This window comes from Sodalis sp. RH22 (assembly GCF_047324165.1).
In the GTDB taxonomy this organism is placed as follows: domain Bacteria; phylum Pseudomonadota; class Gammaproteobacteria; order Enterobacterales; family Enterobacteriaceae; genus Acerihabitans.
This window is the reverse complement of the sequence record NZ_CP178731.1, coordinates 1,415,192-1,437,404: the sequence shown is the minus strand read 5'-3', so window position 1 is coordinate 1,437,404 and position 22,213 is coordinate 1,415,192. Positions and strand designations below refer to the sequence as shown.

21 protein-coding genes and 1 pseudogene are annotated in these 22,213 nt (G+C 58.6%); 13 read left to right on the top strand and 9 right to left on the bottom strand.

Translation table 11 applies throughout. From position 1 onward, the window contains the following. Window positions 1-104: 104 nt before the first annotated feature. A pseudogene (locus ACL2XN_RS06515) lies at window positions 105-287 on the top strand (YoaH family protein); the annotation flags it as partial. A gap of 126 nt (window positions 288-413) precedes the next feature. On the opposite strand, the gene ACL2XN_RS06510 reads toward ACL2XN_RS06515, so the two are convergent. Further along, on the bottom strand, window positions 414-758 hold the full coding sequence (locus tag ACL2XN_RS06510; protein WP_410015286.1) for a RidA family protein: 345 nt from the start codon (window positions 756-758) through the stop codon (window positions 414-416). Window positions 759-883: 125 nt separating this feature from the next. Here ACL2XN_RS06510 and ACL2XN_RS06505 point away from each other — a divergent pair, with 125 nt between their 5' ends. The 5 genes from ACL2XN_RS06505 to rnd all read left to right on the top strand — a co-directional run bounded on the left by ACL2XN_RS06505 (window position 884) and on the right by rnd (window position 7,280). After that, window positions 884-2,785 carry an ATP-dependent DNA helicase gene (locus ACL2XN_RS06505; protein WP_410015285.1) on the top strand — a complete coding sequence of 634 codons (1,902 nt, stop codon included), beginning with the start codon at window positions 884-886 and terminating at the stop codon, window positions 2,783-2,785. Between the two features lie 118 nt (window positions 2,786-2,903). Continuing rightward, entirely contained in the window at window positions 2,904-3,605 is a 702-nt protein-coding gene (gene tsaB, locus ACL2XN_RS06500) for a tRNA (adenosine(37)-N6)-threonylcarbamoyltransferase complex dimerization subunit type 1 TsaB (RefSeq protein WP_413730501.1), read from the top strand. A gap of 78 nt (window positions 3,606-3,683) precedes the next feature. After that, the gene (locus ACL2XN_RS06495; RefSeq protein WP_413730500.1) at window positions 3,684-4,295 is read left to right on the top strand and encodes a Slp family lipoprotein; all 612 of its coding nucleotides are present in this window, start codon (window positions 3,684-3,686) and stop codon (window positions 4,293-4,295) included. Window positions 4,296-4,422: 127 nt separating this feature from the next. Then, complete coding sequence (gene fadD, locus ACL2XN_RS06490; RefSeq protein WP_413723438.1) at window positions 4,423-6,087, top strand: long-chain-fatty-acid--CoA ligase FadD; 1,665 nt, start codon at window positions 4,423-4,425, stop codon at window positions 6,085-6,087. Window positions 6,088-6,125: 38 nt separating this feature from the next. Further along, window positions 6,126-7,280, top strand: a complete 1,155-nt coding sequence (rnd, locus tag ACL2XN_RS06485) for a ribonuclease D (RefSeq protein ID WP_410015282.1) — start codon at window positions 6,126-6,128, stop codon at window positions 7,278-7,280. 53 nt (window positions 7,281-7,333) lie between these two features. Here rnd and minE read toward each other — a convergent pair whose 3' ends face one another. From minE to minC, 3 genes are read right to left on the bottom strand one after another with little or no spacing between them, the layout of a single operon-like run. Further along, a complete protein-coding gene (gene minE, locus ACL2XN_RS06480) occupies window positions 7,334-7,603 on the bottom strand; it encodes a cell division topological specificity factor MinE (RefSeq protein WP_162365215.1) in 270 nt (89 codons plus the stop codon). Window positions 7,604-7,606: 3 nt separating this feature from the next. After that, window positions 7,607-8,419, bottom strand: a complete 813-nt coding sequence (minD, locus tag ACL2XN_RS06475) for a septum site-determining protein MinD (RefSeq protein ID WP_331120874.1) — start codon at window positions 8,417-8,419, stop codon at window positions 7,607-7,609. Between the two features lie 21 nt (window positions 8,420-8,440). Then, complete coding sequence (minC, locus tag ACL2XN_RS06470) at window positions 8,441-9,124, bottom strand: septum site-determining protein MinC (RefSeq protein WP_410015281.1); 684 nt, start codon at window positions 9,122-9,124, stop codon at window positions 8,441-8,443. 135 nt (window positions 9,125-9,259) lie between these two features. Between minC and ACL2XN_RS06465 the strand changes: the two genes are divergently transcribed. The 4 genes from ACL2XN_RS06465 (at window position 9,260) to ACL2XN_RS06450 (ending at window position 12,001) form a co-directional block, all read left to right on the top strand. Then, complete coding sequence (locus ACL2XN_RS06465) at window positions 9,260-9,532, top strand: YcgL domain-containing protein (protein ID WP_410015280.1); 273 nt, start codon at window positions 9,260-9,262, stop codon at window positions 9,530-9,532. Between the two features lie 118 nt (window positions 9,533-9,650). Continuing rightward, complete coding sequence (locus tag ACL2XN_RS06460) at window positions 9,651-10,727, top strand: lytic transglycosylase domain-containing protein (protein WP_413730499.1); 1,077 nt, start codon at window positions 9,651-9,653, stop codon at window positions 10,725-10,727. 93 nt (window positions 10,728-10,820) lie between these two features. Beyond that, window positions 10,821-11,477: a fumarylacetoacetate hydrolase family protein gene (locus ACL2XN_RS06455; protein ID WP_410015279.1), complete on the top strand. Its 657-nt coding sequence runs from the start codon at window positions 10,821-10,823 to the stop codon at window positions 11,475-11,477. Window positions 11,478-11,554: 77 nt separating this feature from the next. Beyond that, entirely contained in the window at window positions 11,555-12,001 is a 447-nt protein-coding gene (locus tag ACL2XN_RS06450; RefSeq protein WP_413730497.1) for a YcgN family cysteine cluster protein, read from the top strand. A 19-nt stretch (window positions 12,002-12,020) separates the two neighbouring features. Here the strand turns inward: ACL2XN_RS06450 and ACL2XN_RS06445 are convergent, their stop codons facing one another. Together ACL2XN_RS06445 and dsbB are read right to left on the bottom strand one after the other, a co-directional pair. Next, window positions 12,021-13,112 carry an acyltransferase family protein gene (locus ACL2XN_RS06445; RefSeq protein WP_410015277.1) on the bottom strand — a complete coding sequence of 364 codons (1,092 nt, stop codon included), beginning with the start codon at window positions 13,110-13,112 and terminating at the stop codon, window positions 12,021-12,023. A gap of 302 nt (window positions 13,113-13,414) precedes the next feature. After that, on the bottom strand, window positions 13,415-13,945 hold the full coding sequence (gene dsbB / locus ACL2XN_RS06440; RefSeq protein WP_410015276.1) for a disulfide bond formation protein DsbB: 531 nt from the start codon (window positions 13,943-13,945) through the stop codon (window positions 13,415-13,417). 385 nt (window positions 13,946-14,330) lie between these two features. Here dsbB and fadR point away from each other — a divergent pair, with 385 nt between their 5' ends. Beyond that, the gene (gene fadR / locus ACL2XN_RS06435; RefSeq protein WP_413722768.1) at window positions 14,331-15,050 is read left to right on the top strand and encodes a fatty acid metabolism transcriptional regulator FadR; all 720 of its coding nucleotides are present in this window, start codon (window positions 14,331-14,333) and stop codon (window positions 15,048-15,050) included. 149 nt (window positions 15,051-15,199) lie between these two features. Here fadR and ACL2XN_RS06430 read toward each other — a convergent pair whose 3' ends face one another. Further along, the gene (locus ACL2XN_RS06430) at window positions 15,200-16,735 is read right to left on the bottom strand and encodes a SpoVR family protein (RefSeq protein WP_410015274.1); all 1,536 of its coding nucleotides are present in this window, start codon (window positions 16,733-16,735) and stop codon (window positions 15,200-15,202) included. Window positions 16,736-17,022: 287 nt separating this feature from the next. Here ACL2XN_RS06430 and ACL2XN_RS06425 point away from each other — a divergent pair, with 287 nt between their 5' ends. After that, entirely contained in the window at window positions 17,023-18,309 is a 1,287-nt protein-coding gene (locus ACL2XN_RS06425; protein ID WP_413730495.1) for a D-amino acid dehydrogenase, read from the top strand. A 34-nt stretch (window positions 18,310-18,343) separates the two neighbouring features. On the opposite strand, the gene ACL2XN_RS06420 is transcribed toward ACL2XN_RS06425, so the two are convergent. Continuing rightward, the gene (locus tag ACL2XN_RS06420) at window positions 18,344-19,540 is read right to left on the bottom strand and encodes a multidrug effflux MFS transporter (protein ID WP_413730494.1); all 1,197 of its coding nucleotides are present in this window, start codon (window positions 19,538-19,540) and stop codon (window positions 18,344-18,346) included. A gap of 130 nt (window positions 19,541-19,670) precedes the next feature. Here ACL2XN_RS06420 and ACL2XN_RS06415 point away from each other — a divergent pair, with 130 nt between their 5' ends. Next, window positions 19,671-20,105 carry a MarR family winged helix-turn-helix transcriptional regulator gene (locus ACL2XN_RS06415; RefSeq protein ID WP_413730951.1) on the top strand — a complete coding sequence of 145 codons (435 nt, stop codon included), beginning with the start codon at window positions 19,671-19,673 and terminating at the stop codon, window positions 20,103-20,105. Between the two features lie 80 nt (window positions 20,106-20,185). On the opposite strand, the gene ACL2XN_RS06410 is transcribed toward ACL2XN_RS06415, so the two are convergent. Then, the gene (locus ACL2XN_RS06410; protein WP_410015271.1) at window positions 20,186-21,916 is read right to left on the bottom strand and encodes a potassium/proton antiporter; all 1,731 of its coding nucleotides are present in this window, start codon (window positions 21,914-21,916) and stop codon (window positions 20,186-20,188) included. Window positions 21,917-22,213: the final 297 nt, after the last annotated feature.

Genomic DNA, 22,213 nt, shown 5'->3' with positions numbered 1-22,213 from the left:
ACAGCATGATATCGGCTTCATGGCTGAACATAAAGCGCATTGATTGGCATCGCGGGCGGCGGCGTGAGATAATAACGCATCGACCCGCCCTCTGGAGAACACGCATGCTGACCGATATGCCAGCGTTAAATCACGAACAGCAGCAGCAGGCCGTTGAGCGCATCCAGGCCCTGATGGCCGACGGCATGAGCAGCGGCGAGGCCATCCGGCTGGTATCCAATGAAATCCGCGCCACCCATACAGGTGAACGGGTATCAATTCGCTGGGATGACGACGAAGACGACGATCGTTCCTATGCCGAGCGCAACGCCGATGAACGCGACGCCCGCAACGCCGCCCTGGAACAGGACGACGACGACGAGGACGGGGCGCTGTAAACGTCCCCGCCGGCCGCACGGGTACCGGCGCGCCGGTCAGATCGCCGCGATGACCTTGATTTCCACTTTGTAGCGCGGGTTCATCAGCCGCGCCTCGACGGTACAGCGCACCGGCGCGCTCCCCGGCACCACCCAGGCGTTCCAGGCGGCGTTCATGGCGGCGAAATCATCGCCGTCGGCCAGGAACACGGTCACATCCAGCAGCCGCGTTTTATTGGAACCCACCCGCTTTAGCAGCCGGTCGATAATCGCCAGCGCCTCGGCGGTTTGCGCGGTGGCGTCGCCATCCAGGTTTTCCGGCACGCTGGTGTAATATACCGTCTGGTTGTGGACAACCGCTTCGGACATGCGCGCGCCGGGATCGATTCGTTCAATGGTCATACTGTTCGCCTTAAAGCCATCATGTAAACCGCCAGCATAACATAGTGTCGTTTTAAGCAAAGAAGGTGGTGGACAACCGCCGGCCTTGGCATAATCCGACAGCAACCGAATGACAGAGAGACAGCGTGACAGATGATTTTGCGCCGCAGGGCGCGTTGGCCAAGGCCATCACCGGATTTAAACCGCGCGAGTCGCAACGCCTGATGGCCGAGGCGATAGCGCAGGCCATCGACACAAAACAGCCGCTGGTGGTGGAGGCCGGCACCGGGACCGGCAAGACGTATGCGTATTTGGTGCCGGCGCTGCGTTCAAAACGCAAGGTTATCATCTCCACCGGCTCCAAGGCGCTGCAGGATCAGCTGTATGCCCGCGACCTGCCCAAAGTGGCGGCGGCGCTGGCGTACCAGGGTCAGGTCGCCCTGCTGAAGGGACGCTCCAACTATTTGTGCCTTGAGCGCATGGAGCAGCAGCTCGCCGGCGGGGTCGGCATGGCGCCGGAAACCCTGGCGGAGCTGGCGGGCGTACGCAACTGGTCGTCGCAGACGGTGGATGGCGACGTGGCCAACTGCGGCGGCATCGCCGAAGACAGCCCGGTATGGCCGCTGGTCACCAGCACCAACGACAACTGCCTGGGCGGCGATTGCCCGCTCTACAAAGAGTGTTTTGTGGTCAAGGCGCGCCGTAAAGCCATGGAGGCCGACGTGATCGTGGTAAACCATCACCTGTTCCTGGCGGATATGGTGGTTAAGGAAGGCGGTTTCGGCGAGCTTATCCCCACCGGCGAGGTGATGATTTTCGACGAAGCGCACCAGATGCCGGATATCGCCAGCCAGTATTTCGGCCAGCAGCTCACCAGCCGTCAACTCATGGATCTGGCGCGCGACATGACGCTTGCCTACCGCACCGACGTGCGCGATATGGCCCAATTGCAAAAGAGCGCCGATCAGCTTACCTTCCGCACCCAGGATTTCCGGCTGGCGCTGGGCGAACCGGGTTTTCGCGGCAACCTGCGCGACGTGCTGACCCAGCCTTCGCTGCAGCGCGCGCTGCTGTTGCTTGATGACGCACTGGAATTATGCCACGACGTGGCGAAGCTGGCGCTGGGACGGTCGGCGCTGCTTGATGCCGCTTTTGAACGCGCCAGCCTGTACCGCGCGCGGCTCAAGCGTCTGAAGAATACCCAGGAACCGGGTTTCAGCTATTGGTATGAATGCAATGCCCGGCACTTTGTGCTGGCGTTGACGCCGTTATCGGTTTCGACCCGCTTTCGTGAGGTGATGAGCGAAAAAGAGGGCACCTGGATCTTTACCTCCGCCACCCTGTCGGTCAACGATCGCCTGGAGCATTTTACCCGGCGGATCGGCCTGGAAGACGCAAAAACCTTGCTGCTGCCCAGCCCGTTTGATTACGCGACCCAGGCGCTGCTGTGCGTGCCGCGCTTCCTGCCGGAGCCGAACCAGCGCGGGGCGGCGGTGCAGCTGGCGCGGATGCTGGCGCCGGTGATTATCGCCAATCGGGGGCGTTGCTTTTTCCTGTGCACCTCTCACCAGATGATGCGGGATCTGGCGGCGGAGTTTCGCGCCACGCTGACCCTGCCGGTGCTATTGCAGGGCGAGACCGGCAAACGCCAGCTGCTGCAGCAGTTTGTTACCGCCGGCAACGCGCTGCTGGTGGCGACCAACAGTTTTTGGGAAGGGGTGGACGTGCGCGGCGATACGCTGTCTTGCGTGATTATCGACAAGTTGCCCTTTACCGCCCCGGATGACCCGTTGCTTAAGGCGCGCACCGAGGATTGCCAGCTGCGCGGCGGCGATCCCTTTGCCGAGGTGCAGATCCCCGAGGCGGTCATCGCCCTAAAGCAGGGGGTGGGCAGGCTTATCCGCGACAGCGACGACCGGGGCGTGCTGATCATCTGCGATCAGCGGCTGGTGACCCGGCCCTATGGCCAGATTTTCCTCAACAGCCTGCCGCCGGCGCCGCGCACCCGCTCGCTGCAGCGCGCCATCGACTTTTTGCAACACCGCTGACCGGTGGCGTATATTGCCCCTCGCCCCCGCAGGCATCCCGTATCCCTTTGCCCCAGCGGGTATGCTACAATACCCGCCCGGTCCGGCACCACTCTTTTACACCCGCCTGAGGTTTGGCATGTCTACGCGAATTTTAGCTCTCGATACCGCAACTGAAGCCTGTTCCGCGGCGCTTTGGATCAACGGTGAAATCAGCGAACGTTTTGAAATTTCCCCCCGCGAGCACACCCGGCGCATTCTGCCGATGGTCGACAGCCTGCTGGCCGAGGCCGGCATCGAGCTGGCGCAGCTTGATGCCCTGGCTTATGGGCGCGGCCCCGGCAGCTTTACCGGCGTGCGCATCGGCATCGGCATCGCCCAGGGCCTGGCGCTTGGCGCCGGGCTGCCGATGATCGGCGTGTCGACCCTGGCGGCGCTGGCGCAGGGCGCCTGGCGCCGGTGCGGCATCAGCCGCGTGCTGTGCGCCATCGATGCCCGCATGGGCGAGGTCTACTGGGCGCAGTACCAGCGCGGCGACAGCGGCGCATGGTTGGGCGAAGCGGGCGAAAAAGTGGTTAAACCCGATCAGCTGGCGCCGCAAGCCGCCGAACTGGCCGGCCAGTGGGCAACGGCCGGCACCGGCTGGCAAACCTATCCCGGACTTATCGCGCCGCCGGCCGTGCAGCTCGTGGACGGCCAGACCCTGCTGCCGTCGGCCGTGGATATGTTGCCGCTGGCGGTGCTACGCTTAAGCCAGGGCGAGGTCTTGGCGGTGGAATTGCAGGCGCCGACCTATCTGCGCAATGAAGTGACGTGGAAAAAGCTGCCGGGACGCGAATAAAGAGCAACTTATGCCGCCGCCACGGGTCAAAGTAATAACCCATGTATACCGTTAAAGGTATGAGGAATCTAGCGCAAGATGTTTAAGCAAACTACTGTCCGCAGCGCGCAGCGCCGTCGTTTTACCTGGCCGGCCCTGGCCGTGGTCATGATGCTGTCCGGCTGCGCCACGGTGCCGGACGCCGTGCGCGGCACCTCGCCCACCCCCCAGCAGGATCTGGTGCGCGTGCTTAACGCGCCGTCCCTGTATGTCGGTCAGGAAGCCCGTTTCGGCGGCAAAGTGGTTAAAGTCACCAATCTCAACGGACGCACCCGGCTGGAAATAGCCTCTGTGCCGCTGGATGATTCGGCGCGGCCCAGGCTGCACCAAGTCTCTACCGGCAGGGTGGTGGCCTATATCAACGGCTTCCTGGAACCGATGGACTTTAATCACCAGTGGATCACCGTGGTCGGCCCAATCACCGGTACGGAAAAGGGCGCCGTCGACAAGGCGGAGTATACCTTTGTAGTGGTGCGCGCGGACGGATATAAACGCTGGCAGCTGACGCAACAGGTGGTGGCGCCGATGGGGCCGCCGATGTCCCCCTGGGGCTGGGGCGGCCGCTACGGCCGCGGCTGGGGGCCGGAGTGGGGCGTCGGCTACGGCTACGGTTACGGCAATGCCCAGGTTGAAACCGTACTGACCGAATAGTGACGAAACGCTCAATCCTGATATCGATTTCCACCCGATTGCCCAGTTCCATTACCATTACAGATAAGAATCCAGGCAATATGGGGCGGCGATGAGCACATCGGCTATTGATAATACAGGGCAGGGCATGGCGCGGATATGGACCGGGCGTTACCCTGCCGATGTCCCGACGGATATCGATCCCGATCATTACCGATCTATCGCCGTTCTGTTCGCCAACGCGGCGCGCCGTTTTGCCGATTTGCCGGCATTTATCAACCTGGGGGAGACCCTGACATTTCGCCAGCTCGACGCGCTCAGCCTGGCGTTTGCCGCTTACCTGCAGCGGGTCATTGGCCTGCAGCCAGGGGATCGCGTAGCCCTGATGATGCCCAACCTCCTGCAATACCCGGTGGCGCTGTTCGGCGTCCTGCGCGCCGGCATGGTGGTGGTGAACGTCAATCCGCTTTACACCCCGGACGAACTGCGTCACCAGCTTAACGATAGCGGCGCGGCGGCCATCGTTATCGTGGACAATTTCGCCCATACCCTGGAGAAGGTGCTGGCGGAGGTTGCCATTCGCCATGTGATACTCACGCGCCTGGGCGATCATTTCCCGCTGTTGAAGCGCACGCTGGTCAACGCGGCGGTAAAACACCTTAAGCGCAAAGTGCCGCCATACCGCCTGCCGCAGGCGGTTTCCTATCGCCGCGCCCTGGCGCAGGGGCATCGGCTGGAGTTCAGCCCGCCCATTATCAACGGCGACTCGCTGGCCTTCCTGCAATACACCGGCGGCACCACCGGCGCGTCGAAAGGCGCCATGCTCACCCACCGCAATATACTCGCCAACCTCGAGCAGGCGAAAGCCGCCTACGGGCCTATTTTGACCCTGGGGCGCGAAATGATGGTCACCGCCCTGCCGCTGTACCATATCTTCGCCCTGATGATAAATTGCCTGCTGTTTGTGGAAATGGGCGGCTGTAACCTGCTGATTACCGACCCGCGCGATATCGCCTCCCTGGTCGACGCCATGCGGCGTCACCATTTTACGGCGATTTCCGGGGTGAATACGTTGTTCAACGCCCTGTTGCATAACGCGGCGTTCCGTCGCCTGGATTTTGCCTCGCTGCATTTGTCGGTGGGCGGGGGGATGGCGCTGCAGCAACCGGTGGCGGATGACTGGCATGCGCTGACCGGTAAGCACCTGCTGGAGGGGTATGGCTTGACCGAATGCTCGCCGCTGGTGACCGGCAATCCCTATGATTTGAACCGTTTCAGCGGCAGCATCGGCCTGCCGGTGCCCTCCACCGATATCCGCCTGGTGGATGGGGCCGGCAATAACGTGCCGCCCGGCGCGCCCGGGGAGCTGCTGATCAAGGGACCGCAGGTCATGGCGGGCTATTGGCGCCAGCCGCAAGCCACCGCCGAGACGCTGAAAGACGGCTGGCTTTCTACCGGCGATATCGTTACAGTGGATCAACAAGGCTTCGTGCGCATCGTGGATCGCAAGAAGGATATGATCCTGGTGTCCGGCTTCAATGTCTACCCCAATGAAATAGAGGATGCGGTGGTCCGGCATCCGAAAGTGCTTGAGGCGGCGGCGATAGGCGTGCCCAGCGATGACACCGGCGAAGCGGTAAAAATTTTCGTGGTGAAAAAAGAGCCTTCCCTGACCCGCGAGGAACTCATTGCCCACTGCCGTTTGTACCTGACCGGCTATAAGGTGCCAAAACTGGTGGAATTCCGCGCTGAGTTACCCAAATCCAATGTAGGCAAAATTCTGCGCAAGCAATTACGCGTCGAGCACGGATAAACGCTTTTTGCCGCCATGACTGACAGTAAGAGAACTCTGTGTCCAATTACCAATTAATTACCCGCGATGAAGATTTACAAAGGATATGCGCGCTTGCCCGCCAGCACGATCGGGTGGCGCTGGATACCGAATTTGTCCGCACCCGCACCTACTATCCGCAGTTGGGTTTAATCCAGCTATTTGATGGTGACACGTTATCGCTCATCGACCCCCTGGCTATTTCGCAATGGCAACCGTTCCGGGAACTGCTGGCCGACCGGGGGGTGGTGAAAATTCTGCATGCCTGCAGCGAGGACCTGGAAGTTTTCCTGCATTCCTTTGATCAGATGCCGGTGCCCATGCTTGATACACAGGTGCTGGCCGCGTTCAACGGCCGCCCGCTGTCCTGCGGCTTTGCCGCGCTGGTGGCGGATTACCAGCAGGTGGTGCTGGATAAAAGCGAATCCCGCACCGACTGGCTGGCGCGGCCGCTAAGCGCCAGGCAATGCGATTACGCCGCGGCCGACGTGTTCTGGCTATTGCCGATGGCCGATCAGCTGATCCGGGAAACCGAAGCGGCGGGCTGGACCGACGCGGCCAGGCAGGAGTGCGACGCCTTATGCCAGCGGCGCCAGGAAATCGTCGATCCGGAACTGGCTTATCGCGATATCGGCAATGCCTGGCAGTTGCGCACCCGGCAACTGGCGTGCCTGCAAAAATTGGCCTCCTGGCGCCTGCGCAAAGCGCGCGAGCGGGATATGGCGGTGAACTTCGTCGTACGGGAAGAAAATTTATGGCAGGTGGCGCGTTATATGCCGGGATCGCTGGGCGAACTGGACAAACTGGGGTTAAGCGGGCCGGAAATCCGTTATCACGGCAAAATGCTCCTCGCCCTGGTGGAGGAGGCGGCGGCCATGACGGAAGATCAGCTGCCGGAGCCGGTGGTTAATCTCATCGATAAACCCGGCTATCGCGCGCTGTTTAAAACCATTAAGGAACATATCGCCATTGCCAGCGCGGAATCCGGATTAAGCGTGGAACTGCTGGCGTCGCGCAGGCAAATCAATCAATTACTCACCTGGCATTGGCGGCTGACCCCGGGGCAGCGCACGCCGGAATTGCTCAGCGGCTGGCGGGAAACGCTGTTTGGCGCGCGGTTACGCGCAATACTCGACGGTGAGGCGGCAACCACCGACCTGCCCGCGGCATTATAAATCCCCAGGCGCTCTTTTCCCCCTGCACCGGCAGGGGGATTATTGGCTGGTGATCATTTCGGCGTTTCTTCCGCTTCCGGCAGCGTTACGTTCAGCTCGAGGATGGAAATATCGCCTTCCCGCTGCTCAAGCTGCACGGAGACCATTTCCGGATCGATCTGCACATATCGGCAAATGACCTCGAGAATATCGCGTTTCAACTGCGGCAAATAATGAGGCTCGCTATCGCCCCGCCGGCGTTCCGCAACGATAATCTGCAGCCGTTCCTTGGCTATATTGGCTGTCGTTTTTTTACGGGAGAGAAAAAAATCGAGTAATGCCATGGTTTATCCCCCAAACAGGCGTTTTAAGAAACCCTTCTTCTCTTCTTCAATGAAGCGGAAGGGACGTTCTTCTCCTAACAGGCGGTCAACCGTGTCTGAATAGGCTTGGCCGGCATCAGATTCAGCATCGAGTATTACCGGCTCACCCTGATTGGAGGCCCGTAATACGGACTGATCCTCGGGGATGACGCCCAGCAGGGGAATGCGCAGTATTTCAATCACATCTTCCATGCTCAGCATATCGCCACGGTTTACGCGACCGGGGTTATAGCGGGTCAGCAGCAGATGTTCCTTAATCGGGTCCTGGCCATTCTCAGCGCGCCGGGACTTTGACGACAGTATCCCCAGGATACGGTCCGAGTCGCGCACCGACGACACTTCCGGGTTGGTGGTGATAATGGCCTCATCGGCGAAATACAGAGCCATTAACGCGCCGGTTTCGATGCCGGCCGGCGAATCGCAGACCACAAAATCAAAATTCATTTCGCCGAGGTCGTTGAGGATCTTTTCCACGCCCTCGCGCGTCAGCGCATCTTTATCCCGGGTTTGCGACGCCGGCAGGATATACAGGTTATCGGTGCGCTTATCTTTGATCAGCGCCTGGTTCAGCGTGGCGTCGCCCTGGATGACATTAACAAAATCATACACCACGCGCCGCTCGCAGCCCATGATAAGGTCCAGGTTGCGTAAACCGATATCAAAATCGATCACCACGGTTTTTTTACCTTTCCGGGCCAATCCGGTAGCAATGGCCGCGCTTGATGTGGTTTTGCCAACGCCCCCTTTGCCCGAAGTAACAACTATAATGCGTGCCATAATGGATTCCTTGTCAAGGGCTTAATTTAAAGGTTGAATGGTAAGCGTATTATCTTGCAGGCTGAGACGGGCGGCTTTACCCGCGTATTCAGCCGGGATCTGATCGCTTAACCAATACTGACCGGCAATGGAAACAAGTTCCGGGGAGAGGTGGGTGCAGAAAATCTGGCACTGCGCATCTCCCGACGCACCCGCTAACGCCCTGCCTCGCATCATGCCATAAATATGGATATTGCCGTCGGCAATAAGTTCGGCGCCGGCGCTGACGCTGCTGGTGACGATCAAATCGCAATCGCGCGCATAAATCTGTTGACCGGAACGCACCGGGCTATCGATGCGCCGGGTCTTCAAGGCCGTCGCCGGTAGGGCAGGCGCCGCCTTTTCGGCGCGTTTGGGCGCCTTGCCCTCGTTCAACAGCGGCAAGCCGCTACGCACAATGGCTTTTTTCAGCCGGTCATCCTTGCATCCGCTGACGCCGACCACATGCAGGCCGGTGGACAGGATGGTCTGGCGCAACGCTTCCCAGTCGGTGTCCCGCGTCAGGGTGGAAACATTGATTACCACCGGCGCATCCTTCAAAAAAGCAGGTGCCTGTTCGATTTTTTCCTGTAATGCCTGACGAATATCCTCAGGTTGGGCGTCATGAACATGAATTACCGATAAGGTAAAACTACTGCCTTTTAACTCAATGGGCGTCTGTGACATCTATCCTGACTCAGTCTTGACTCATGTATTTTCCCGGTAAGCTACCGGTAAGCGATATTCCGAAGCACTGCATGCATGTTATAGTTACTGCTATATACAGGCAAGACACTAAACCATGTTAACCAGGTAAAAAATATGTTTTGTGTGATCTACAGAAGTACCAAACAAGATCAAACTTATCTTTATATCGAAAAAAAAGATGACTTTTCCCGGGTGCCGCCCGACCTCATGGCCCGATTCGGTAAACCGGTGCTATCAATGTTATTCCCGCTAAATGGTAGCAAAAAACTGGTCGCGGCGGATATAAATAAAGTCAAACAAAGCCTGGTCGATCAGGGTTTTTATCTGCAATTACCCCCGCCTGTTGAAAATTTACTGGCGCAGCATCATAACGCCCGCGCAAAATAACTGTTCATTGATCCACTATTTAATGGCGAATGCGCCATGATGGCATTATAACGTTCCTGTAATATCTCGGCTGCGCGGGCGGCCCCGCGTAAAAATATCGCGCTAAGGAAATAGCCTTATGAAATTATCCGCCATCCCTCTCCTGGTTAGCAGCCTTATGCTGGCCGGTTGCAGTCATCATCCCCAGGCCGCCAACGCCGGGCAGGCGGCCGTGGCGCCGCAGCCGGCGGCAAAGCCCGCGGCCGACGCCCAGGACGGCAAAACCCTGCTCTCGCAACAGAGCCGTGATCCGGCCGAGTTTCCCGCCTATCTGGAGCAGTTAAAAACCGAGGCGCTGGCCCAGGGCATTAATGCCGGCGTCGTGAACCAGGCTTTTGCGCAAACGCACTTTGTCGATCGGGTCATCAGCTCCGATCGGAACCAGCTGGAAAATAAAGTCACCCTGGATGAGTACCTGCAGCGCGTGCTGCCGGCCTGGAAGATAGAACAGGCGCGGACCCAATACCGGGACTACCAGCCGCAGCTGGCGACCATCAGCGCCCGTTACGGCGTGCCGGCGCGCTTTATCGTGGCGTTGTGGGGCATGGAAAGCGGCTTCGGCAAGATTCAGGGACGTGAGGATGTCGTCTCCGCCCTGTCTACCCTGGCGTTTGAGGGCCGGCGTGAAAAGTTCTTTAAAAGTGAATTGTTCGCCGCACTGCGTATCCTGGAGCAAAACGACATCGGCGTCGGTGAGCTGAAAGGCTCGTGGGCCGGCGCCATGGGGCAGAGCCAGTTTATGCCCAGTTCCTACCTGCGCTATGGCGCCGACGGCGACGGCGACGGCAAAATAGATATCTGGAATAATGTGATGGACGTGTTTGCCTCCACCGCCAATTATCTGGCCACGGAAGGATGGAAGCCGGGGCAGGGATGGGGGCAAGAGGTCCGCCTGCCGGCGGGGTTCCCGGCGCAGGCTGCCGGACTGAAGGACACGCAGGCGCAAACGGTGGACGCCTGGAGCGGGCAGGGCATACGCCTGGCCGACGGCAGTCCCCTGCCGGCTTCGGCGCAGCGCGCCTGGGTGATTATCCCGGACGACAATCAAAGCCGGGCGTTCCTGGTCTATGATAATTTCCGCACCCTGATGCGCTGGAACCGCTCTTATTATTTTGCCCTCAGTATCGGCACGCTGGCGGATGCCCTGGGTCAATAACGACCGCCGTGAAGGTTTGCGGCGACTGGGGTATGATAATAGCGGAAACTACTATGTAATCGACTCATCATTTACCGGCAGGAGACTGTGGACATGTATCAACATCGCGATTGGCAAGGCGCGTTACTGGATTTTCCGGTGAGTAAGGTGGTCTGCGTCGGCAGCAACTATTCCGACCATATCAAGGAGATGGGCAGCGCCACGCCCACCGAGCCGGTGCTGTTTATCAAACCCGAGACCGCCTTGTGCGATATCCACCAACCCATCGCCATTCCCGCCGATTGGGGGGAAGTGCACCATGAGGTGGAACTCGCGGTCCTGATCGGCATGCCGCTCAAGCACGCCGATGAGGCCCATGTGGCCCGCGCCATCGCCGGCTATGGTGTGGCGCTCGACCTGACGCTCAGGGAGCTGCAGGCCAAATTCAAGAAAGCCGGGCAACCCTGGGAAAAAGCCAAAGGCTTTGACGGTTCCTGCCCGATTTCCGGCTTTATCCCGGTGGCGGAGTTTGGCGATGCGCAGCAGGCTACGCTGACGCTTAAGGTGAATGACGACGTGCGCCAGCAGGGCAACACGCGGGATATGATCACGCCCATACTGCCGCTTATCGCCTATATGAGCCGTTTTTTTACCCTGCGCCCCGGCGATATTATCCTGACCGGCACGCCGCAGGGCGTGGCAAAGCTGCAGTCCGGCGACCGGCTTACCGTGACGCTTAACGAGCTGGCCCTGGAAACCCGGGTTATCTGAATCTGATTTCATCGCCGCCTTGCGTCACGGCAAGCCGGCATCTAAAATAGCTGCCCGTCGTTTAACCGGATACCATTATGACAAGCCGCCCCTTTTGGCAAGAAAAAACCCTGGCCGAGATGACCGACGATGAATGGGAATCGTTATGCGACGGTTGCGGCCGGTGCTGCCTGCATAAGCTGATTGACGATGACACCGAGGAAGTCTATTTCACCAACGTGGCCTGCAACCAGCTGAATATCAAGACCTGCCAGTGCCGTCATTACGACACGCGCTTTGAATATGAACCGGATTGCATCAAGCTGACGCGCAAAAATCTCCTCACCTTTGACTGGCTGCCGCCCACCTGCGCCTATCGGCTGCAGGAGGAAGGCAAGCCCCTGCCGCAGTGGCATCCGCTGATCACCGGCTCCAAGGCCGCCATGCACGGCGAACGCATTTCGGTGCGTTATATCGCGGTGCGGGAAAGCGAGGTTACCGACTGGCAGGACCATATCCTGAACAAACCGGCCTGGGCGCGTTAAGCTGCCGCCCGGCGCGGGCTTAGCCCAGGGCCTTTTCCGCGCGCATCAGCGACGGGTATTGGAACAGTACGCGTCCGACGCCGCGGTTAAGCGCCCACCAGATGCCGATCGCGCCCGCGGTGCATAACGCGGTTGCCGCCAGCGGATACGCCGCCAGCCAAAACAGCGAGAACAGGCGATGGTCAAACGCGTGGTAACGCGCCAGCGCGCCCAGCATGGGTACGGCCAGCAGCTCGGTCAGCAGTTTATGCAGCACATAGATCTGCAGCGTATTTTTGCCTATCCAGTTAAGCATCCGCAACGCTTCGTTATGCCATGACCAGTTACGGTTCACCCACTGGCAGCACAGTATGGCGATACACACCGCCAGCGCGCTGGTAAACAGGCTCTTATCCATGGCAAGCACCGCGTGAATCAGCGCCAAGACGGCAAGGGATGCCAACAGTATCCGCCGCGAGCGGCTCTCGGCCAGCAGGGCGACGATGCGTGCGCCCAGGAAACAGCCGGTAAAAAAGAAAATCCCGTTTTGCGCCACGCTTGCCGGCCCCCACCACGGCACCATCCCCAGGACGCAGGCGTAATTCAGCAGCGCGCCCAGGATAAGCAGCGCCAGCCAGTGACGTCGCCACAGTTTGCAGACGACAAAATACATGGCCAGGGCGTACAGATACCAGGGGCTGGACATCGCGGTCGCCACATACAGCAGAAACTGGCCGGTGGAGGCCGCGTAGGCGGCGTTATGCGCCATCAGCCGCCAGTCGTCAAACGCCAGCTCGCGGTTGATGAAACTCACGCATAACCACTGTACGGCGCACCATAGCAGGTAAAGATAAAAGAGATTGACCGCTTTCTTGGTCGCCACCTCATGCCAGGAGCGGTTGATCACGCTGTCAGCGGCCAGCAGGCCGGAAATAAAGAAAAACGCCGGCATGCGCAGCGGCACCAGATAATGGTTAACCGCCACCCAGGCGCGGGTGAGAAATAGGTGCGCGTCAATCAGCGCGAGCGAGGGAATATAGCTGGTGGTAATGACATGATTTAATACCACCAGCAGAATGCAGATCCCCTTAAGGGAATTAATCCACTGAATTTTTTTGGCTGTATCGGGCATGAGCGACTCCCCGCGGGGCGATGTGGGCGAACCTGGAGGGAGAGTAGCGGGCGAGGGGGTCGGACACGAGTGAAATCGCTGTGTTTTTGTACGATTTCACTTTTACTTATTTCGTTCCCCCTCTCAGGTTTACGTAACAACAGCCATCGCCGGCATGGCGCAGCTCATAAAACACCGCCGCACGTCCCTGCGCGCCATCGGGCGATGCTCAGGGCGTCTTTGTCATGGCGCCCTCTACGTGATTATTGAGGCCTCTTCACCGTTTTGCCTGAAGAGCTGAAGGCGCGGCGGTCGATTTCCGGTTAACGGTTAAACAGGTCGCGTTTTTTGGGGCGAAACGGCTGGGCGATCAGGACCAGCACGCCGACCAGGAGATAAGCGCCAAAAATCACGATCATCCACTGCGGCATCTCCAGGGACATAAAATGCCATTGTCTGACCGCGCAATCACCGGTGGCGCTGAATACGGACGGCAGCCATTTATCCAAGGGCAGCCAGGAGGGGAAGCTGACAAAAAAATCACAGGTGACAAACGGCGAGGGATTAAGCTGGATATCCGTATGCTTCATCGCCAGCATTAGGCCTTCCCAGGCGCTGTAGAGCCAAATAATTAGCGCACCGTAGCGCAGGGGCGTCGACGGCGCGACGGCGCCGACGATGCCGGCACCCATAATGCCGAACAGCGCGCAGCGCTGGTAAATGCACAGTACACAGGGTTTTAATAACATGACATGCTGAAAATAAAGCGCCACCAGCTCCAGGGCGAAGGCGGTAAGCGCCAGCAATACCCAGGCACCACGCCCTCTTGAGCAGCGGTTAAAGAATTGCAACATACATTATTATCCAGGCCGGTTGGTTGCTTTTAAACAGGCAGTTTAAATCAATTAAAGCCAGAAGCCAGCCTCTTTTTTAGGAATATGCCACTTGATATCATACTTGTTTCCCTTTTATTCAATCTGATGGTGTTCTGCTTTTTCCGCTGCTATTTTGTCGTGCCGCCTGCGCGGGAATCGCCGCAGCGGAATCATGCCGAATAAGGCCGTTATGCGCAGTGGGAGGAAAACCCCGCCGGTAATGCGGCGGACATGACATTTTATTGCCGGATATGGCAGGGTTTTGCTGTTACTATCCCTTAACGCTGTATATCGGGTTCACGCGTTCTGATATCATTAGGCCGTTTTTAGCTCACATACGCATGCTGCTACGGAACATAACATTATGGTCATTAAGGCGCAGAGTCCTGCCGGTTTTGCGGAGGAGTATCTGATTGAGAGTATTTGGAACAATCATTTCCCGCCAGGTTCAATCCTGCCCGCGGAGCGCGAACTGTCCGATGTGATAGGCGTTACGCGCACCACCCTGCGGGAAGTGCTGCAGCGGCTGGCGCGTGACGGCTGGCTGACAATCCAGCACGGCAAGCCCACCCGGGTGAATAATGTCTGGGAAACCTCCGGGTTGAATATCCTGGAAACCCTGGCCCGCCTGGACCATGACAGCGTGCCGCAGCTGATTGATAATTTATTGTCGGTGCGCACCAATATCGCCTCGATCTTTATCCGCATGGCGATACGCTTTTATCCGGATAAGGCGCAGAACGTGCTGGCCCAGGCGAAAGACCTGGAGGATCAGGCGGATGCCTTCACCGAAATGGATTACCGTATTTTCCACGAGCTGGCCTATGCGTCGGGCAATCCTATCTATGGCCTGATCCTGAACGGCCTGAAAGGCATGTACCTGCGGGTGGGACGTTATTATTTCTCCAATCCCCAGGCCCGCGAGCTGGCGCGTAACTTTTACACGCATCTGGCGGCGCTGTGCCGCGACGGCCTGTACGATCAGGTTATCGATCTGGTCCGCCACTACGGTAATGAAAGCGGCGTCATCTGGAGCAGCATGCAGTCCGCCATTCCGCGCGATATTGCCGAATTCAGGCGTTAACCTCAACGCCTGACAGGCCCGCAGAACCGTTTCCGGCCGGCGCGCACACGTCGGTATGCGTTTGGAATGTTATGGGAAAAGAATACAGACGATAAAGCGTAGCCGCGCTATTGGAAACGCGGCGCCTCTACAAGACGGCGCCCATGCCATCACAGCGGTATAGACCGCGGCGGACAGCGTTCAATCAACTCAATATTGCCATCGTCATTGACCTGTTCCATATAGACATCAAAACTCCACAGCCGATGAATATGCTTCATCACTTCGCGCCGGCTTTTAGCCAGCGGCGCGCGGTTTTGCGGCGTATAGCGCAGTGTCAACGAGCGGTCGCCGCGCAGATCGACATTCCAAATCTGGATATCCGGCTCCAGGTTGCTCAGGTTATATTGCGATGAAAGCTCCTGGCGTATGGCCCGGTAGCCCTCCTCGTTATGAATGGCGGCAATTTCCAGATAATTATTGTGGTCGTCATCCAATACCGTAAACAAACGGAAATCGCGCATGATTTTCGGCGACAGGAACTGGCTGATAAAACTCTCATCCTTGAAATTATGCATGGCGAAATGCAAGGTCTCCAGCCAGTCGCTGCCGGCGATATCCGGGAACCAGTGCTTATCTTCGTCCGTCGGCGACTGGCAGATGCGTTTGATATCCTGGAACATGGCGAACCCTAACGCATAAGGGTTGATGCCGCTGTAATACGGACTGTTATAGGGCGGCTGGTAGACGACGTTGGTGTGGCTGTGCAGAAACTCCAGCATAAAACGATCGGTGACTTTTTTCTCATCATAGAGATGGTTAAGAATGGTGTAGTGCCAGAAGGTGGCCCAGCCTTCGTTCATTACCTGGGTTTGTTTCTGCGGATAAAAATATTGGCTGACCTTGCGCACGATGCGCAGGATCTCACGCTGCCAGGGCTCGAGCAGCGGGGCGTTTTTCTCCATAAAGTACAGCAGGTTTTCCTGCGGCTCATGGGGATAGCGGCTGGCCTGGGCCGGCAACTCTTCTTTTTCGCGCCGGGGCAGGGTGCGCCACAGTTCGTTAACCTGGCTTTGCAAATATTCCTCGCGGCTCTTTTGCCGCGATTTTTCTTCCTGCAGCGAGATTTTCTGCGGACGTTTATAACGATCGACGCCGTGGTTCATCAGCGCATGGCAGGAATCGAGCAGTTGCTCCACCTGCTCGACGCCGTAGCGTTCCTCGCATTTGGTAATATAGCCGCGGGCGAAGATGAGATAATCGACGATGGAGCTGGCATCGGTCCAACTGCGGAATAAATAGTTATTTTTGAAAAAAGAATTATGGCCGTAACACGCATGCGCCATGACCAGCGCCTGCATGGTCATGGTGTTTTCTTCCATCAAATAGGCAATACAAGGGTTGGAGTTAATGACAATTTCATACGCCAACCCTTGCTGGCCCTGCTTGTAACGTTGTTCAGTCTCGATAAATTTTTTGCCGAACGACCAATGGGTATAATTAATCGGCATGCCGACGCTGGAATAGGCGTCCATCATTTGCTCGGAGGTGATCACTTCTATCTGGTGGGGGTAGGTGTCCAGCCGATAAAGCTTCGCCACCCGGTCGATCTCGTCCAGATAATCCTGCAGCAGCTCAAATGTCCAGTCGGGTCCATCGCTAAGACAAGTGGTATCCTTAAAACTTTCGTCAAGAGAAATCGTCATCAGCGCACCTCATCGTTACAGACAGCACTTCATCATGCTGGCTTATAATTAATCCTAGTGCAAGATGAAAATGACGCAGGCGCCGCGCCAAATTTAATCCCGGCGCGATTATCCCCGGTTAATGGCGTATTGCCCTTGAAATAACCCCACGGCTGAGTATTTTAGGATGGGCTAACAGCAATGTCGCGGCTTGCGCCGGCCAAGGAAACGCTGGCCGGTTAACCGTTTTTTCTCCCCTACTACATTATTATTGTGCTGCGCAATGGGCGCCATAGGATTGGATAATCATGCGGGTCATCATTCTGGGTAGTGGCGTTATCGGCGTGGCAAGCGCGTGGTATCTTGCCCGGGCGGGGCATGAAGTGCGGGTGATTGACCGGCAGCCCGGACCGGCGCAGGAAACCAGCGCCGGCAACGCCGGACAGATTTCCCCCGGTTATGCCGCGCCATGGGCCGCGCCGGGCGTACCGTTAAAGGCTATAAAATGGATGTTTCAGCGCCATGCGCCGCTGGCTATCCGGCTGAAAGCCAGCGATCACCAGTTGCGCTGGATGTGGCAAATGCTGCGTAACTGCGACAGCCACCATTATTATATTAATAAAAGCCGCATGGTGCGCCTGGCGGAATACAGCCGTGATTGCCTCAAGGCGCTGCGCGACGAAACCGGTATCGCCTATGAAGGCCGCCAGGGCGGCACGCTGCAGCTGTTTCGCACCGACCAGCAGTATGCCGCCGCCGCCAGGGATATCGCCGTGCTGCGCGATGAAGGCGTCCCTTTCGCCCTGCTGGAAGCCCATCAGCTGGCCGGCGTCGAACCGGCGCTGGCGGGCGTGGCCCATAAGCTTAGCGGCGGGCTGCGGCTGCCTAACGATGAAACCGGCGATTGCCAGCTGTTTACCCAGCGTCTGGCCGCCATGGCCGCCGCGCAGGGCGTTGAATTTCAGTATAATTGCTCTATTACCGGCCTGATGCGCACCGGCAACCTGGTGGCCGGGGTCGTCTGCGACGGCGAGCTGCTGCAGGCCGATGCGTATGTGATGGCGCTGGGTTCGTATTCCACCGCCATGCTGCGCGACTTGATCGACATACCCGTCTATCCGCTGAAGGGCTATTCGCTGACCATCCCCCTGGCCGATGAACAGGGCGCGCCGGTATCCACGGTCCTGGATGAAACCTATAAAATAGCCGTCACCCGCTTTGATCGGCGTATCCGGGTGGGCGGCATGGCGGAAATCGTCGGTTTCAACACCGGCCTGGAAAAAGCCCGGCGCGATACGCTGGAAATGGTGGTGCGCGATCTTTTTCCGTTCGGCGGCCATATCGAGCAGGCCACATTCTGGACCGGACTGCGCCCGATGACGCCGGACGGCACGCCCATCGTCGGGGCCACGCCGGTGAAAAACCTGTATCTCAACACCGGACACGGCACGCTCGGCTGGACCATGGCCTGCGGGTCGGGGCGGCTGCTGGCGGATATCATCAGCGGCGCGCGGCCGGAGATTCCCTATGACGATTTATCGGTCGCCCGCTATGACGGCAATTTCAGGGCGGGCGTGGAGCCGAAAATGGCCTGACGAGCGCGCGGCGGCGGGGCCACCGCCGCCGGTGCTATTGCGGCAATGACGTCAGCCTCCCCGACAAGCGCCGGGTATGCAGGCGGGCGAGGCCGGCAAATACCGCGCCCAATAACATCACCAACGACAGCGACAGGCGCGGCGGCAGCGGCAGGGCGATAAACGCCAGGCTGATGGCGGCCGCGCCCGCCATCTGGACAAAGCCGTTCAGCGCGGCCGCCACGCCCGCCTGGTCGGGATACGGCTCCAGCGCGTAGCTGGCGGCGGGGCCCAACAGAAAGGCCAGTCCGGAACAGGCTATCGCCACCGGCAGCATATAGCTCAGCCAGTGGGTTTGCCATATCAGCGGCGTCCAGGCGACGCTGGTCAGTAACGTCAGGCTGCCCAGACCCATCAGCAGGGTACCGATGGTCAGGCAGGCGGGGCGGCCCGCTTTGCGGATCACCCGGTTGGCGATGACGCTGACCAGCATAATCCAGCCCCCATTGGCGCCGAAGGCCAGCGAAAACTGCAGCGGCGTCAAGTGGGCCACCCCCATCAGCACCTGGGATGAAAGCGACACATAGGTCAGCGCCATCGCCATGGCGCCGGTATTGACCAGGGAAAACACCCGAAACCGCCGCTGACCGAGGATCGCCAGATAGGCGTTCACCGGCAGGCCCAGGCGGCGCAGGGTATTGCCCGGGCGCGTTTCCGGCAATCCCCGGGCAATCAGCGCCAGCACCACCAGGGCATAAGCAGTCAGCGCCCAGAAGGGCGCGCGCCAGCCGAACCACTCGGCCAGCAGCCCGCCGGCCAGCGGGGCCAGCGCCGGCACGATATTCAGCGTGCCGTTCAGGAAGCTGAAGGCGCGGGCCGCGTCGTCGCCGTTGAGCCGGTCGCGCACGCAGCTGAACAAGGCGACGGTGGTACAGCATACCGCCAGGCCCTGCAACACCCGCGAGCACAGGAACACCGCGGGCAGTTGGGCCAGGGCCGCCATGGCGGCCCCCAGGCCGTACAGCGCCACGCCCGCCAGCGCCATGGGCCGGCGGCCGAAATAATCCACCAGGGGGCCGGTAAGCAGCTGACCGACGCCCATGACCAGGATAAACAGCGGGATAGTGGACTGGATCAGGGACTCCGGAGTACCCAGTCCTTTGGCGATGCCCGGGATCACGGGCAAATAGAGATCGATACCCAGCGGACCCAGCAATACTAATGACAGCAACAGCAGCAGAAATTTTCGCATCTATAACCACATATTAAGAACGAGCTTAAGAATAGGGGCAGCCGGCGGGCAAGGAAAGAGGAAAAATGGTCATCCAGGCTAATATATGATAATTTTTGTCACATTGTTTCTGATGTTGTTACCCGCCTTTATGAAAACGGAATATAAAAGTTTTTCCAAATTGTTGCATTTGACTTCCAGGGCATTGCGCATGGCGATTGACCGGCGTTTGAAATATCTCGGGCTCAGCCAGGCCAGCTGGGTGGCGGTGGCGGCGATAGCCGGCGCGCAGTCGCCGCTGTCGCAAAGCGAACTGGCGCTGATCCTCGGCGTCGAAGGCGCCACTATCGTCTCCATGATAGACCGCCTGGTGAAGCTGGATTTGGTTCAGCGCATTCCCACCGCCCAGGACCGGCGCAAGAAATTGCTGGTGGTCACCGCCGAAGGCAAGGTATTGTACGAAAAAGTGCGCATGGAAGCCGATGCCATCGGTAAGGAGATCCTGGAAAACGTGACCGAACAGGATATCCAGGTTGCCATGCAGGTGCTGACCAAAATCTACGCCGCCACCGAATCCCTGGATTGACGCCCCCGTCCGCCGTGCCGACGGCGCTGGCACCGGCCCATCCGGGCAGATGGCGACGTTTTTGCGTTGCCGCGGTGCCGTTAAACCTGCTCTTCGGCGATTTTAATACCGATTTTACTCACTTTCTGATCGTCTTTTTCGGCGATGGTCCACACCAATCCTTCCGAGACGACGTTATCGCCCACCACCGGTTCGCCGCCGCCCAATAATTGCATCACAAAGGCGCCCAGCGTCAGCTCATGTTCCACTTTCTCATGCAGATCGAGGCCATAGATGGCCGCCACGTCTTCCAGCCTGGCATTGGCCTCGAGAATAAAATCGCCGAAAAAACGCTGATCCAACGCCACCGGCGGCGACTGGCTGAACAGCCTGCCCAGCGCCGGCAAATCCCGTTCCCGGCCGATAACGCACAGTACATCGCCCTCTTTCAACCGGGTGTTGCCGGTGGGGTGCAACATCACGTTATCGCGAAACAACGCGGCGATACGGGTGTGCTTGGGCATTTTCATATCGCGCAGCGCGGCGCCGACACACCAGTTATCCTCATTAAGCTGGTAAATAAACTGTTCCCAGGGATTTTCGGGATGGATATCCATGCCCACCCGGTTGATAGGCTTGGCGGTGGGCGGCACCACCACCTTAGCCAGCCTGGCGGCAAAACCCAGCGACGTTCCCTGCAGCAAAAGTGAAATCAATACGATAAAAAACGCGACGTTAAAATACAGGCGCGCGTGGTCCAGGCCGGCCATCATCGGGAATACCGCCAGGATGATCGGTACGGCGCCGCGCAGGCCCACCCAGGAGAGAAATACCCGCTCCCGGGCGGTAAAGTTGCGAAAGGGCAGCAACCCGACCCAAATGGATAACGGACGGGCGACCAGCATCAGCCAGAGCGACAAGATCAGCGCCGGCACCGCAATCATCCACAAATCGCTGGGCGTCACCAACAACCCCAGCACCAAAAACATGCCGATCTGGCTTAACCAGGCCATGCCGTCGAAGGTTTGCAAAATACCGTGTCGGTTGCGGATCGGCCGGTTGCCCAATAAAAAGCCGCAGAGATAGACCGCCAGGATGCCGCTGCCTTCCAGCGCCGTGGTCAGGGAGAAAATCATGATGCCGCCGCTTACCGCCAGCAGCGGATACAGTCCCGGGGCCAGGGAAATTCGGTTAATGGTTTGCAGCAGCAGCCAGCCGCCGCCCAGGCCGAACAACATCCCCAGGCCGAACTGCTGGATCAAATGCACCAGGAACATCCAGCTTAAATGGGATTCATGTCCCTGGATCATCGAGATAAGCGTAATGGTCAAAAACACCGCCATGGGATCATTGCTGCCGGACTCGATTTCAAGCGTGGCGTTGACGCGCTCGTTCAGGCCTTTGTCGCCCAGCAGCGAGAATACCGCGGCGGCGTCGGTGGAACCGACGATGGCGCCGAGCAACAACCCTTCTATCAGGTTGAGGTGAAATAGCCAGGCCGCCACCATGCCGGTCAGTCCGGCGGTAATCAGTACGCCCACAGTCGCCAGCGACAGCGCGGGCCACAGCGCCACGCGAAACGAGGTGGCGCGGGTGCGCATGCCGCCGTCGAGTAATATCACCGCCAGCGCCAGGTTGCTGATGAGGTAGGCGACCGGATAATTATCGAAACCGATGCCGCCGATACCGTCCACCCCGGCCAACATGCCGATGGCCAGGAAAATAACCAGGATTGGAATACCCAAACGGGAAGAGAGGGAACTCAGCAGGATGCTGCCGCCCACTAAAATAGAGCCAATAATAAATAAACTGATGATGGTGCTGCTGTCCAACCTAACTCTCCTTTATTGTTTTCGCCGGCTCCCGCTCATCCTGAACGGAAATAAGAGGCTACTGTTCCAGACAATATTGCCGGGCGGTGATGGGTGCCGCTGTTTATGCATGGAGGGGGCTTTCAAACTACCTCCTTTCACGCCAACCACAAAGCCGTTTTTTGCCAAAAGGCTGTTTTTAGGCATTTCACGTCCAATACGCGGGATAATGGCTAAAAATCGACGCAAAGGGTTTTATGCCATGGCCGTGCCGGGATAATCATCGACATCGGCCGGCGGCTGGACAATGGGGTCTGA